10 protein-coding genes are annotated in these 15,215 nt (G+C 33.9%); 6 read left to right on the top strand and 4 right to left on the bottom strand.

Annotated elements, in window-relative coordinates; translation table 11 throughout:
* Nucleotides 1–25: 25 nt before the first annotated feature.
* Nucleotides 26–2,632: a DNA mismatch repair protein MutS gene (mutS, locus tag DMB71_RS07350; protein WP_162614798.1), complete on the bottom strand. Its 2,607-nt coding sequence runs from the start codon at nt 2,630–2,632 to the stop codon at nt 26–28.
* Nucleotides 2,633–2,789: 157 nt separating this feature from the next.
* On the opposite strand from mutS, the gene DMB71_RS07345 reads away from it, so the two are divergent.
* The 3 genes from DMB71_RS07345 to DMB71_RS07335 all read left to right on the top strand — a co-directional run bounded on the left by DMB71_RS07345 (nt 2,790) and on the right by DMB71_RS07335 (nt 6,062).
* Nucleotides 2,790–3,221: a DUF1573 domain-containing protein gene (locus DMB71_RS07345; protein WP_008467274.1), complete on the top strand. Its 432-nt coding sequence runs from the start codon at nt 2,790–2,792 to the stop codon at nt 3,219–3,221.
* Nucleotides 3,222–3,296: 75 nt separating this feature from the next.
* A complete protein-coding gene (locus DMB71_RS07340; RefSeq protein WP_111364948.1) occupies nt 3,297–3,833 on the top strand; it encodes an RNA methyltransferase in 537 nt (178 codons plus the stop codon).
* A gap of 42 nt (nt 3,834–3,875) precedes the next feature.
* Nucleotides 3,876–6,062, top strand: a complete 2,187-nt coding sequence (locus DMB71_RS07335) for an Ig-like domain-containing protein (RefSeq protein WP_111364946.1) — start codon at nt 3,876–3,878, stop codon at nt 6,060–6,062.
* Nucleotides 6,063–6,154: 92 nt separating this feature from the next.
* Here DMB71_RS07335 and folK read toward each other — a convergent pair whose 3' ends face one another.
* Nucleotides 6,155–7,288 (bottom strand): 2-amino-4-hydroxy-6-hydroxymethyldihydropteridine diphosphokinase, encoded by a 1,134-nt coding sequence (folK, locus tag DMB71_RS07330; protein ID WP_111364944.1) that lies wholly within the window; start codon nt 7,286–7,288, stop codon nt 6,155–6,157.
* Nucleotides 7,289–7,427: 139 nt separating this feature from the next.
* Here folK and sppA point away from each other — a divergent pair, with 139 nt between their 5' ends.
* The 3 genes from sppA to DMB71_RS07315 all read left to right on the top strand — a co-directional run bounded on the left by sppA (nt 7,428) and on the right by DMB71_RS07315 (nt 12,924).
* Entirely contained in the window at nt 7,428–9,185 is a 1,758-nt protein-coding gene (gene sppA, locus DMB71_RS07325; RefSeq protein ID WP_111364942.1) for a signal peptide peptidase SppA, read from the top strand.
* A 12-nt stretch (nt 9,186–9,197) separates the two neighbouring features.
* Nucleotides 9,198–10,145, top strand: coding sequence for an alpha/beta hydrolase family protein (locus tag DMB71_RS07320; protein WP_111364941.1), 948 nt, complete (start codon nt 9,198–9,200; stop codon nt 10,143–10,145).
* A 175-nt stretch (nt 10,146–10,320) separates the two neighbouring features.
* Entirely contained in the window at nt 10,321–12,924 is a 2,604-nt protein-coding gene (locus tag DMB71_RS07315) for an AsmA family protein (RefSeq protein ID WP_111364939.1), read from the top strand.
* A 95-nt stretch (nt 12,925–13,019) separates the two neighbouring features.
* Here DMB71_RS07315 and DMB71_RS07310 read toward each other — a convergent pair whose 3' ends face one another.
* A complete protein-coding gene (locus DMB71_RS07310) occupies nt 13,020–14,102 on the bottom strand; it encodes a glycosyltransferase family 9 protein (protein ID WP_111364937.1) in 1,083 nt (360 codons plus the stop codon).
* A gap of 244 nt (nt 14,103–14,346) precedes the next feature.
* Nucleotides 14,347–15,141: a DUF2797 domain-containing protein gene (locus DMB71_RS07305; RefSeq protein WP_111364935.1), complete on the bottom strand. Its 795-nt coding sequence runs from the start codon at nt 15,139–15,141 to the stop codon at nt 14,347–14,349.
* Between the last annotated feature and the right edge of the window lie 74 nt (nt 15,142–15,215).

Here is a 15,215-nt window from a genome sequence, read left to right as displayed (position 1 = left end):
TTAAAATTGAAAAAAAAATTGAATTTTATTTTTTAACCAGCATTCTTTTGATCTCATTCAGTTTCATCAATGCTTCTACTGGCGTAATAGCATTAATATCGAGATTCAGAATCTCTTCTTTTATCTCTTCCAACAAAGGATCGTCCAAATTAAAGAAACTCATTTGCATTTCATCATTTGCAGATTTTATTCCGTTTAGAGCATCACTTGAATGATTTTTTTCTAATTTCTTTAAAAGCTTTTGTGCTTTTGAAATAACTAATTGTGGCATTCCGGCCATTTTTGCCACGTGAATTCCAAAACTATGCGCGCTTCCACCTTTTACCAGCTTTCTAACAAACAAAACGGTATCTTTCAATTCTTTTACTGCAACATTAAAATTCTGGATTCTCGGCATCGATTCCGTCATTTCATTCAGCTCATGGTAATGCGTTGCAAAAAGCGTTTTTGCTCTTCCTGGGTGCTCATGCAAGAATTCTGCAATTGCCCAGGCAATCGAGATTCCATCGTAAGTACTAGTCCCTCTTCCAATCTCATCCAACAACACCAAACTTCTATCCGATAGGTTATTCAAAATAGAAGCCGTTTCATTCATTTCGACCATAAAAGTAGATTCTCCCATTGAAATATTATCTGAAGCTCCTACTCTGGTAAAAATCTTATCAACAATTCCCATTCTAACGCTATCAGCAGGAACAAAACTTCCCATTTGAGCCAAAAGCACAATTAAAGCCGTTTGCCTTAAAATTGCCGACTTACCCGACATGTTAGGCCCAGTAATCATAATAATCTGCTGTGTTTCTCTATCTAAGAAAACATCATTTGCAATATATGGCGTACCAACAGGCAATTGCTTCTCGATTACAGGGTGTCTTCCGTTTTTAATATCCAATTCAAATGTATCATCGATTTCAGGCTGCACATATTGATTTTCTACAGCCATTTGCGTAAACGAACATAAACAATCTAATTGTGCAACTAAATACGCGTTCATCTGAACAGGCTTAATATAAGTAGAAATCCAAGCCACCAATTGCTCAAAAAGCTCACTTTCTATTTTATAGATTTTTTCTTCTGCTCCTAAAATCTTGGTTTCGTATTCTTTTAATTCTTCGGTAATATAACGCTCTGCATTTACCAAAGTCTGCTTACGAATCCATTCTTCTGGAACTTTATCTTTATGGGTATTTCTAACTTCAATATAATATCCGAAAACATTATTAAAAGAAATTTTCAATGAAGAAATACCTGTTCTTTCAGATTCTCTTTTTTCAATTCCTTCTAAAAATTCTTTTCCTGAAGTTGAAATCGCACGAAGTTCATCCAGCTCTTCATTTATTCCGCTTGCAATAGCATTTCCTTTTGAAATGGCAACTGGAGCATCTTGATTTAAAGTTGTTTTAATTTTTTCGCGAAGCAAATCACAGGCATGCAAACTGTCTCCAATTACTCTTACTGCTTCTTGCGGACTTTCTAACGCAAGAGTTTTAATTGGAATAATCGCATCCAAAGATTCCTTTAAATACACGATTTCACGAGGAGAAACTTTTCCTGCCGCAATTTTAGAAATTAACCGTTCTAAATCTGAGATCTGTTTAATCTGATATTGGATATTGTGCAGAATTTCAGGATTCGATTTCAAATATGCCACAACTTCGTGACGGCTTTTTACTTTGTTTGCATCTTTTAAAGGCAAAGCCAACCAACGCTTAAGCAAACGCCCTCCCATCGGAGAAAGCGTTTTATCAATAACATCCAAAAGTGTAACTGCATTTGGATTATAGCTGTGATATAATTCTAAGTTTCGAATCGTAAAACGATCCATCCAAACGTAAGCATCTTCCGCAATACGCTGAATCGCTGTAATATGCTGCACACGATTATGCTGCGTTTCTGACAAATAGTACAAAATTGCTCCAGAAGCAATAATTCCTTCTTTTAATTCTTCAACACCAAATCCTTTTAAGGAATTCGTCTGAAAATGCTTTGTCAAGGTTTCTAAGGCATAATCTTCTTTATAAATCCAGTCTTCTAAGAAAAAGCTATGAAAATCTTCTCCAAAAGCAGTTTTAAAATCATTTTTATTATTCTTTGGAACCAAAACTTCACTTGGATTAAAGTTTTGCAATAATTTATCAATGTATTCAGCATTTCCCTGAGCGGTTAAAAATTCTCCCGTAGAAACATCCAAAAAAGAAATTCCGATATTTTTATTAGCAAAATAGACAGACGCTAAGAAGTTGTTTGATTTTGACTGCAAAACCTCATCATTCAAAGAAACTCCTGGAGTTACAAGTTCTGTCACTCCTCTTTTTACGATTGTTTTGGTCATTTTCGGATCTTCCAGCTGATCGCAGATCGCCACGCGAAGTCCTGCTTTTACCAATTTTGGCAAATAAGTATTTACAGAATGGTGCGGAAACCCAGCCAGTGCTGTTTCGGTATCAGACCCTGCTCCTCTTTTAGTTAAGGTTATCCCTAAAATTTTAGAAGCTCTAATGGCGTCTTCTCCAAAGGTTTCATAAAAATCTCCTACTCTGAAAAGCAGACATGCATCAGGATATTTAGCCTTGATTTCGTTGTACTGTTTCATTAAGGGTGTTTCTTTCACCACTTTCTCTTTAGCTGCCAAATTATTATATTTTAAATGAAAAATTAAGACAGCGAATTTATGATTTTTTGAAAGAATATCGAAAGCTTCAAAAATTAAAATATTTTTAAGACATTTTTAGTTACTGATTTAAGTTTTTTATATAGCTTTGTTTATCATTTAAAAAAAAGACCCTAAGATGAAAAAAATAATTTTATTCGCTATGTTAGCTGTAGCTGGTATTACAGCTACTAACGCGCAAACAACTAAAAAAGCTAAAGCTGCTAAAGTTGCTAAAGTAGAAGGAGCTGGAATGCTTTTCGAAACTGAAACTATTGATTACGGAACTATCGCACACAATGCTGATGGAAAACGTGAGTTTGTTTTTGTTAACAACGGAACTAAACCATTAATCATTACAAACACTCAAGGATCTTGCGGATGTACTGTTCCAACTACTCCAAAAGAACCAATCGCTCCAGGTGCTAAAGGTGTTATCGGTGTAAAATATGCTACTGACAGAGTTGGTGCTTTTACAAAAACTGTAACTGTTACTTCTAACGCAGAAGGACAACCAACAAAAATCCTTACTATTAAAGGTACTGTTTTACCAGATCCAGTAAAAAGCTAATCTGAAAAACATTTAAAATAATGAAAAAGCTTCCTTATCTTTGGAAGCTTTTTTTATGACTACAATTCAAAAACAATGAGAAAACTCGAAAACAGCGAACTAGACCGTAAATCAATTGAAGATTTTAAAAAATCGGAGAAAACTCCCTTAATATTAGTTTTAGACGATATTCGAAGTCTGCATAATATTGGTTCTGTTTTTAGAACAGCTGACGCGTTTTTGATCGAAAAAATAATTCTGTGCGGTATTACTGCGACTCCTCCAAATAAAGAAATCCACAAAACTGCTCTTGGTGCAACAGAAACTGTTGCTTGGGAGCATCATGAGAATGTTTTGGAAGTGATTGAAAATTTAAAGAAAGAAAATGTTTTGACTATGGCTATTGAGCAAGTTGAAAGTGCGATTTTTCTTCAAGATTTTAAAGTTGAAAAGAACCAGAAATATGCTTTGGTTTTTGGAAATGAGGTTTATGGTGTATCACAAGAAGCTGTTGCAATCTGCGACGGATGCATTGAAATTCCTCAGCTTGGAACGAAGCACTCTCTTAATATTTCTGTAAGTGCCGGAATTGTTGTTTGGGATTTATTTCAAAAAATAAATTGGCCTGAATAAAAATTTATTTTTTTATTCTCAATTAATTGATATTTTTAGCGAATGAAGAATATCAAATCAGCAATCTTTTTCTTTTTATTTTCCGTTTTAAGTTTTAATTTTTCTAATGCAAATGAAAATACAAAAACTTTTAACAAAAAGAATACACACTTCTCAAAACCCAGAATAAATTTAAAAATAAAAAAACAAAAGAAAAACAATTTTGCAATTGATCCTCCAAAACTTATTGCTGAAGGAGATCAATTTTATTGTCCACAGACATCAATTCACATTGTAACCGATTTTAGAATTGATCATGATATTGCCGAAAACGGAACACAAGTACTTTACATCCAGATTTCTTCTGGGTATTCAAATGGTTTTGATCGATTAGAACTAACAAATCCAACCTTACATTCTAATATTGTAACCAGCTGGGACGCTACATCTGGAAAACTAAGATTGTCAGGAACAACTTCTGCTGATATTCCTTATGCTGATTTTGTCTCGGCAGTGAAAGATGTTGTATTTACTAATTCTTCTGCAACGGCTAGTGGCACAAGAACTTTTTCTATTACAATCGGACAAGCTAATTATTTGCCCTCAACAGGACATTATTATCTCTTTATTCCAAATATTGGTGTTACTTGGACAAGTGCACGAGATTTGGCTACATCAAGCACCTATTATGGTCTTCAAGGTTATTTAGCAACCATACTATCAGCTGATGAAGCCAAATTAATTGGCGAGCAAGCTTCTGGAACTGGATGGATTGGAGGAAGTGATGCCGAAACAGAAGGCATCTGGAAATGGGTTACTGGCCCAGAAACCGGAACTGTTTTTTGGCGAGGAAATGCAAATGGCTCAACTCCTAATTTTGCTTTTTGGAACACAGGTGAACCTAACCAGCAAGGTGATGAAGATTATGCTCACATTACTCAACCAGGCGTTGGAATAAGAGGCTCTTGGAATGATTTATCAAATACAGGATCACTTACATCTGGAGATGCTTATCAGCCAAAAGGCTATGTGGTGGAATATGGTGGAATGCCAGGTGAACCTACGTTGCAAATTGCGGCGAGCACAAAAATCACTATTCCTGTAGCAACTCCATCTATTGATCCAACTCCGGTTTGCGATTCTGGAAGCTTTATCTTTAATGCAACCGCAACCGCTGGAGCAACAATTAGATGGTTTGATTCTGCTGTTGGCGGAAATTTATTGGCAACAGGACCAACTTATACTACACTACCAATAACTGCAACTACAACTTATTACGTTGATGCTGGATGCGAATCTAACCGAAAAGCAGTAAATGCAACCGTATATGCGACTCCTGCAATTCCAATAGCTGAAAAAGACACTTATACTAATTGCGGTCCAGGAACTTTAACAATTAAAGCAACTTCAAATATTGGAACCATAAACTGGTATGCTTCGGCAACTGACCAAACCATTATATCTCAAGGAACATCTTTTACAACTCCAACAATTTCATCCAATACGACTTACTATGCTGAAGCATCAAATAATGGATGTAATAATCCGACCAGAACTCCAGTAAACATTGTAATCTATACCCCTCCAGCCGTTACAGACGAAACCTTGACTCTATGCCAATTTCAAACCATAACATTAGATGCGGGAGTTTCTGGAATGACTTATTTGTGGTCAAATGCCAATGAAGCTACTCAGCAAATTACCGTTAGCAAAGGAGGTAAATATACTGTACTTGTAACAAGTCCAGAAGGCTGTTCGAACACAAAAACAATTACGGTTGAAGAACATATGATTCCTCAAATTGCGCGTGTTGATGTCGACGGAACAAGAGCCATTATTTATCCTGTAAAAGAAGAAGATTACTTTGAGTATTCTGTTGATGGTGTCCATTACCAAGATTCAACAGTTTTTTACGATGTCCCTGGTGGATTACAAACTGCTTACGCAAAAGCAAAAGGATGCATCGGAACTACTAAACAATTCGTAGTTCTTGTTTTCCCTGCTTTTTTTACGCCAAACAATGATTCTTATAATGATGTCTGGGAAGTAACGGGAATGGAAAATTATCCTCAGGCTGTCGTGACGATTTTTGACCGCTACGGAAAACTAATAGCTCAATTAAGCCGTTTCAAAATGAGCTGGGACGGTACTTTAAACCAAGTTCCGCTTCCTGCATCTGATTATTGGTATGCTTTAAAAGTAGATGATTCAATGCCCGTTTTAAGAGGACATTTTACATTAAAAAGATAATTTTTAATTAGTCAATGTGCCAATTTGATAATTAGATAATTATAAAACAATTATCTAATTGTCTCATTCTCTAATTATCAAATTGCCACATTTCAATTAAGCTTCTTCTTAATTTCATTCAAGATATAAAGGTAATCTTCATGGTTTTTCACAAAATCACGATTAGAAACATCAATGATTAAAACATTCAAATCGGTTTGGGATTTTATGTATTCTAAATAACCATTATTTATTTTTTCTAAATATACCGCTTCGATATTCTGTTCATAAACTCGCCCGCGCTTTTTGATATTTTGAAGAAGACGCTCTGTATTTTGATACAAATAAATATACAAATCTGGTCTTGGCATTTCTCTGTAAATAATGTCGAATAGATTTCTATACAAACGATATTCATCTTCAGCAAGCGTGATTTTTGCAAAAATCAGCGATTTAAAAATATGATAATCGGCAACGATAAAATCTTTAAACAAATCAAACTGCGCCAAATCATCAGCTAACTGCTGATAGCGATCCGCTAAAAAAGACATTTCTAAAGGAAACGCATATCGGTTTTGATCTTTGTAAAATTTTGGCAGAAACGGATTGTCTGCAAATCGTTCTAAAACCGTTTTTCCATTAAAATCTTCTGCAATTTTGTGTACTAAAGTCGTTTTTCCCGCTCCAATATTGCCTTCAAAAGCAACATAATTAAATTGGTCTAACGGAATTTCACTAATCGGACTTTTCAAATCCTGAACAACCGTACAAACACTGCCGTCTGGAGTAATGGCAATTAGTTCCGAAACTGTTTTTTGCAGAATCGGGTGCTTCCAATTTAACTTTAAATCCTGCATTGGCAGTAAAACAAAATTTCTGTTTTGCATTAATGGGTGCGGAACTTGAAGTTTTTCTGTATCAATTATTTCAGCATCAAAAGCAATCAAATCAACATCAATAATTCTAGATTGATATCCTTCTTGATTCAAGCGGATTCTTCCCAGTTCTTTTTCAACTTTTAAAATCTGATTGAGTATTTTTTGTGCGGATGAATAGGTGTGCAAAAGTAGTGCACAATTATAAAAAGCATCACTTTCAAAACCCCATGCAGGAGTTTCATAAAGTTTTGAAACCTCAATAACAGTCCCCACATTTTGGTGTATTAAATCAATACATTTCTGAATGTTTTCTAGTCTGCTGCCTTGGTTGCTGCCTATCGATAAAACGACTTGATGCTGTAATTTCATAATTAATGCAAATTAACTAAAACTATTTTAGAATTAACCAATATATTTGTGAAACGACGTCTCAAACCCAATCATAAATTTAGAAGTCTAATTTGTAACAATTTGCCCTTTTTCGCTACTTATTAAAAAAAATATACATATGAAGTTTTTAGGAAATGTAATTGCCACTGTAATTGGTATTTTTGTATTTATTATGCTCTTCTTTTTTGGAGTAATCTTTATCGGCGCCATTTTTGGTGGAGACGACAGTGTTTCGGTTAAATCGGATTCGGTTATTGAATTGAATTTAAAAGAAATTAAAAATGATTACGCAGGAAAATATAAAGATCCTTGGGTAACTGTCTTTTCAGACAAAAAGGGCATTGGTCTGACTGATGTCATCAATGCTATCGAAGCTGCTAAAACAGACGACAACATCAAAGGAATTTCGATTTTAAATGATGAATCTTCTCTTGGTCTTGCTCAATATAAAGATTTAAGAAATGCTCTTGAAAGCTTTAAAAAATCTGGAAAATTTGTCTGGGCTTATGCCAACACTTATTCTCAAAAAGAATATTATTTAAATTCTGTTGCCAACACGATCTATATAAATCCTGCGGGAGATCTTGATTTTAAAGGTCTTTCTTCTGAAGTTATGTTTTTCAAAGATTTTCAGGATAAATCGGGAATTCACATGGAAGTTATTCGTCACGGAAAATATAAAAGTGCCGTTGAGCCTTTCTTAGACAACAAAATGAGTGATGCCAATAGAGAACAGATTACTGCACTTTTAAACTCTATTTGGACAACGGTTTCAGCTGATATTTCAAAAAGCAGAAATATTCCGTTGCCTAAATTAAACGAAATTGCAAACGGACTTTTGGCAAGAACTCCAGAAATGGCCAAACAACAGCATTTGGTTGATATTGTTGCTTATGAAGATGTTTATCATGATGCTATCAGAAAAGCCCTGAAAGTAGACAAAGACGAAGATTACAATAAAATTTCGATTTCAGATTATACTCAAAATAATATAACAACAGCTATAGCAAATTCAGCGTCAGATCAGATTGCTATTATTTACGCTCAAGGCGAAATTGGAAGCGGTGAAGGTGATGTAAACACTATTGGAGAAGGTTCTATGAGACGTTCTCTTCAGGAAGCAAGAAAAAATGACGACGTTAAAGCGATCGTTCTTCGAATTGACAGCCCAGGCGGAAGCGCTCTAACATCTGATCTAATTTGGAGAGAAATCGAAATCACCAAAAAAGTTAAGCCAGTTGTAGTTTCTATGGGTAATTATGCTGCTTCTGGCGGTTATTATATCGCCTGCAACGCTAATAAAATATTTGCAGAAAACAATACCATCACAGGATCTATTGGGGTTTTTGGAATGTTGCCAAACTTTAGCCCATTGGCTAATAAATTAGGAATCAATTCTGAGCAGGTTAAAACGCATGAGAATTCTGCAAACTACAGTCCATTTTTACCTGTTGATGAAAAATTCAAAGCCTTTACTTTAGAAGGAGTCGAAAAAATCTACAACACTTTTGTAACTCACGTTGCCGAAGGTCGTAAAATGACTTTTGCTCAAGTTGATTCTATTGCTCAAGGTAGAGTTTGGTCTGGAACTGAAGCTTTAAAAATTGGTTTAGTGGATAAAATTGGCGGATTGAACGATGCGATTGCTGAAGCTGCAAAAATCGCTAAAGTAAAAAAATACAGTACTCAGAATTATCCTGAATACGAAAAGACTTTAAACGATTTGTTGGGTAATCTTCCTTTTGCAAAATCAAAAGAAGCGTTTATAAAAGAAGAAATCGGAGAAGAGAATTATCTTCTTATTGAACAGGTGAAAAAATTCCAAAAACAAAAAGGAATACAAGCCATATTGCCTTACGGAATCAATATTTATTAATTGGATTAAAAGATGAATAAAGTAATTCTTTTTCTAACGGTTTTGTTTTGGAGTTTCTTAAACGCCCAAACCAAAAAAGAAATCACGTTTAAGGAAACGCCAGCGATTTTAAAAATAAATAACGATCAGATTTTTGGTACGCTGACAACTCCAGATTTAACCAAAAAGTTTCCGGTTGCTTTAATCATTGCTGGTTCTGGCCCAACGGACAGAAACGGAAATAATCCGATGATGAAAAACAATTCGTTAAAAATGCTGGCAGAAGCGTTGGCTAAAAACGGAATTGCATCTTTGCGTTACGATAAAAGAGCTATCGGAGAAAGTAAAGCTGCTGGCGGATCTGAAAGCAGTTTGGTTTTTGAAAATTATATTCAAGACGCCAAAAGCTGGATTAATTATTTAAAACAAGACAAACGTTTTTCTAAAATAATTATAATTGGTCACAGTGAAGGTTCTTTAATTGGAATGGTTGCGAGCGGAAAAGCCGATAAGTTTGTTTCGATTGCAGGCGCAGGCGAACCGGCAGATCAGATTTTAAAAACGCAGATTGGAGCGAAGTCAATGAAACAGCTTAATGACATGACTTTTCCAATTATTGATAGTTTAAAAAACGGATTTGAGGTAAAGAAAGTCGACCCGATGCTAAATTCCCTATTCAGACCAAGCGTTCAGCCTTATCTGATTTCTTGGTTCAAATACAATCCGCAAACCGAAATACAAAAGCTTACTATTCCTGTTTTAATAGTACAGGGAAATAATGATATTCAGATTGCGGTAAAAGATGCCGAAAATTTAAAACAGGCAAATAAAAATGCAGACTTGCAGATTATTGACAAAATGAATCATATAATGAAAATTGTTGATGGTGGCCAGGAGGCTAATTTAGCCACCTATAATAACGAAACACTTCCAATTTCCGAGGTCCTAGTTGAGAAGATTGTCTCTTTTATTGACAAATAATAAAATAAACACCCTAAAAAATCCGTTTTGAAAATAGTTCTCAACGGATTTTTTTATTTAACAGTTTTAATAAAATTCTTACATAATTAAGAAAACTTTATCGTCAAACTCTAGTAAAAAAAACTATTTTTGCAGGAGTCGATTTTAAAAAATGTAAACCCTCAAATCTATTTATATGCTAAAAAAAGTTTTAAAAATAAGTGCCATAGTTCTTGTGGTATTTGTTGCTGCATTGTTTGCCATTCCGTTTTTGTTTAAAGACCAAATCAAGGCTAAAATCGTCGAAGCTATCAACGAAAGTGTTGATGCTAAAGTAAGTTTTACAGATGCCGATTTAAGTTTGTTTAAGAATTTTCCAAACGCGACAGTTGGAATCGAAAAATTAGTTATCATTAACAAAGCTCCTTTTGAAGGCGACACTTTGGTTTCATTAGGAGAATTGAATTTAAAAATGAGTGTAAAAGAGCTTTTCAAAGGAAAAGAAGAGCCTTTAAGCATTCAGGGAATTAGTTCTACAAACGGATTAGTAAACATCATCTTCAATAAAGATGGTGTCGGAAACTTCGATATTGCTTTGAAAGACAAAAAAGAAGATAAAAAAGACGATGCAAGCAAACCTCTTACATTGAAAATCCAAAACTATAAAATTGAGAATTTTACTTTTAGATACATCGATCAAGGTTCTAAAATTAAAATGGTAATTGACAGTTTAAACCACGAAGGAACTGGAGATTTTACCAATTCAAAACTAGATCTGGCTACAAAATCTACTGCAAAAGTTTCATTGGACATGGACAAGATAAATTACATGAAAAATGTGAAACTAACTCTTGATGCCGTTCTTGGAATCGATTTAGAGAAAAGCAAATATACTTTCAAAGAAAATAAAGCTTTAATTAATCAATTGCCATTAGAATTTGACGGATTCATTCAAATGGCTGAAAAAGCTCAGATTTATGATTTAAAGTTTAAGACTCCTACTTCATCTTTTACCAATTTCTTAGGCTTAATTCCTTCTGCTTATGCATCTAGTTTAGAAGGCGTAAAAACGACTGGAGATTTCACCGTAAATGGTTTTGCAAAAGGTGAATTAACAGATACAACTGTTCCTAAATTCAATATAGAAATTGCATCAAACAATTCTTCTTTCCAATATCCAAACTTGCCAAAATCGGTTCAAAATATTGTAATTGATACGAAAATCATCAATGAAACTGGAATTTTAAATGATACTTATGTGAACCTAGACAAGTTATCTTTTAGAATTGATCAGGATGTTTTCAATGCTAAAGCGAATATCAAAAACATAACGGTAAATCCTATTATTGATGCTGCTTTAAAAGGAACAATTAACTTGGCTAATCTTTCAAAAGCATATCCAATTAAAATGGATAAACCTTTGGCAGGTATTTTAAAAGCAGATGTTACTACCAATTTCGATATGGCTTCTGTAGAAAAAAGCCAATACCAAAACATCAAAAATGCTGGTACAATGAGTTTGTCAGGATTTAAATATACTGACGAAAACAATAAATCAATGAACATCAGCACGGCGATGGTTGAATTTAATCCAAGCAGAATTAACTTAAAACAATTTGATGCAACGACTGGAAAAAGTGACATCAGCATTAACGGAGTTTTAGAGAATTTCTATGGTTTTATGTTTAAAAAACAAGAACTAAAAGGAAACTTCAATATGAGTTCAAATCAATTGGCTGTTGATGATTTCATGACTGCTGGCGAACCTACAAAAGAGGAGACCAAAACTCCAGCAAAACCTGCTGATGCAATGAAGATTCCTGCTTTCTTAAACTGTACGTTAAACGCAAAAGCAACAACAGTTTTATATGATAATCTAAAATTAAAAGATGTTTCAGGAAGATTGCTTATTAAAGACGAAAAAGCAACTCTTGAAAACTTTAAAACAAATATTTTTGGAGGACAGATTGGTCTTAACGGAGCGGTTTCTACAAAAGAAAAAGTGCCAACTTTTGATATGAACCTAGGCTTTAATCAAGTTGATATTGCACAGACATTTACGCAGTTGGATATGATGAAAAAAATTGCTCCAATTGCTGGAATCATCAACGGAAAACTGAATTCGACTATCAAACTGAATGGTAATTTGGATGCAAAAGAATTGACTCCAGATTTAAAATCTATTTCAGGAGATTTAATCGGACAATTACTGTCTACTACAGTAAACTCGAGTAACTCTACTTTACTTACTGCATTAAGTTCTAATGTGAAATTTCTTGATTTAAATAAAGTGAATCTGAATGACATTAAAGCTGCTTTAACTTTTGATAACGGAAAAGTAAATGTTAAGCCTTTTGACATTAAATACCAAGACATTAAAGTAACTGTTGGAGGAACTCATGGTTTTGATCAAACTATGAATTACACTCTAAAATTTGATGTTCCTGCCAAATATTTAGGAACTGAAGCCAATAATTTAATTGCAAAAATGTCTCCTGCCGATGCTGCAAAACTGGATAATATTCCGATTAATGCTTCTTTGACGGGTAATTTTTCAAATCCTAAAATTAGTACAGATATGAAAACTGCAGTGAGCAATTTGACTACTCAATTGGTAAATCAGCAAAAAGAAAAACTGACTCAAAAAGGAACTTCTGCACTTACTGATCTAATTAACAAAAACACTAAAGCAAAAGATACTACTCAGGCAGCTAAAACTGAAAAAGAGCAGAAAACTCAAGAAGTAACTAAAAAAGCAAGTGATTTATTAAACGGATTATTTAAGAAAAAGAATCCATAAAAAAAGGTACTGAGGTACTGAGATGCTAAGCACCTTAGAAACTTAGCATCTTAAAAAACAAAAAATCCTGTTCTTTCGAACAGGATTTTTTGTTTTTATATTGCTTTTGACAAGCCGCCCAATCTACCGTTATTCAAAATTGAGTTTATTGTTTTTATGTATTGTTTTTTCGTGTAGAGATTTACATCTATACCGATACTGCAATTATCATAAGGTTCGTATTTTTTCAGGTTAGAAACAGAGAAAAGTCCAATCGTTGGCGTATGCACAGCACTCGATAAATGCATGATTCCGCTGTCGGCACCAATAAACAACTCAGTATTTGCTATGACTGATCCTATTTCGCGGATATCTTTACTGTAAAATGTTGGAGCTTTAAATCCGATTTGAGATACATTTTCTACAGGCAGAATTTCAATAATGTTATAATCTTTATATTCTGCAGTTAGCTGAGAATAAAATTTTTCCCACCACTCTTCTGAAAGACATTTTGCTCCAGTTGCGTAAGTAAAAATGCAGATTGTTTTTTTATCGTTATTAGTTAGATCTTTTAGTATTTTTCTACCTTCTGTAATTTCAGAAGCCGATAATTTGAGATCAATAGGAGCAATTATTTTATTGCTGTTTGTAGGCATTCTCAGTTTTGATAAAAAATTTCGGAAGTTGTAAACAGGATATTTTGCGATGTGCTCGAAATCACTTTTTTGTTCTGCTGATTCCTCGCTAGAATCTCCAAAAAACTTATATTTTGCATTTGAAAATTGAACCGCCAATCGGCCCGAAGAAGAATTTTGATCTACATTAATAGCTAAATCGTAGTGTGCTCTTTTTAATGAAATCCAAACCTTTGAATATTCCAATAAACTTTTAAATGGTTTTTTGGGCAGATGAATTATCTTGTCGACAACGTCATACTTCTCAAAAATAATAGGAGCCAATGTGCCTTTTACAAATAAATCAATTTTACAATTTGGAAACATTTCGGACACTTCCTGAACGAGTGGCGTAATCAATAAAAGATTTCCTAATCTTCCATTTGGTCTGCAAATAAGAACTTTTTTGATTTCGCTCTTGTCGACCAAAATGAAATCGTCCTGCATATTTGCCTTTCCAACATTCTTTGTCAGGCTCCGCATTATGCTACGTCTGTGTACATTTATTTTGTTTAAAACACTCATTTATGGAATAATTTACGATTATAAACCTTTATTAATTTTTAAAAACAGTGGCAGTTTCAAATCTACCTTCTTTTACTTTTTAAAAATAAATTCTTCCAATAAGCATTTGTTACAAAATTGTAATCAAATGTATCAATATTCACATGTTTGCCTCTGGAATTGAGTTAAAATTACAATAAATTATTACCTAATTAACAATATAATAGACAATTAACTCAAAATCATCGACCACTCCCTAGAAACTCTAGACGTCTATTGTGACCACATAACCTTCTGATCCGCGGATATTAAATACCGTTCCGTTTTCAAATAATAAATACTGACCTTTAATTCCAGTTAATTTTCCGCTGAAAGAAGGTGTTTTATCCAAATTTAAACTATTCACTTTTGCAGGATAACTTAAAACTGGATATTGAAGTTCGTAAACATCATTTTTTTGAGCATAAAAATACTCTTTAACTTCATTAGGAATCAAACTTTCGATTTTGGCTTTTTCTGCAATCAGGTCAAAAGTCTCAACAGAATTCTGCAACATTTTTCTCCAATTTGTTTTGTCTGTATAATGATCTTTTAATGCCACCTCAGTTATTCCAGCCAAATATCGGTTCGGAACCTCAACAATTGCAATCGCCTGAGAAGCGCCTTGGTCGATCCATCGTGTCGGAACTTGAGTTTTACGGGTAACACCAACTTTTATTTCGCATGCCGAAGCCAAATAAACAATGTGAGGTTGCAACTGAACTTTTGATTCATATTCTAAATCTCTATCTGCAATTCCTAAATGTGCTGTACTCAATTCTGGTCTCATAATCCAATCTCCAACAGCTGGACTTGAATAAAAGCATTCATAACAAAAACCTTGTCGGTATATTTTTTTCTTTTTGCCGCAATTCAAGCATTGGCAACCTACAAAATTGATTTCAATTTCTTTATCCAATAATTGATTCATGTTTAAGAAACTATCCTCGAAAACCAAATAATATTGAATTGGACTTCCAAGTTCGGTTTCCATTTTTGTAAGTACGCCTTGATATTGCATTTGTGTTTTTATTTATAATTGCTGATTTAGATTTATCAAAAGATTTAAAGTTTTTTGTGTTAAAATTCGACTTA

Source organism: Flavobacterium tistrianum (assembly GCF_003254545.1).
GTDB classification, from domain to species: Bacteria; Bacteroidota; Bacteroidia; order Flavobacteriales; family Flavobacteriaceae; genus Flavobacterium; species Flavobacterium tistrianum.
This window is presented reverse-complemented; position numbering and strand designations above follow the sequence as displayed.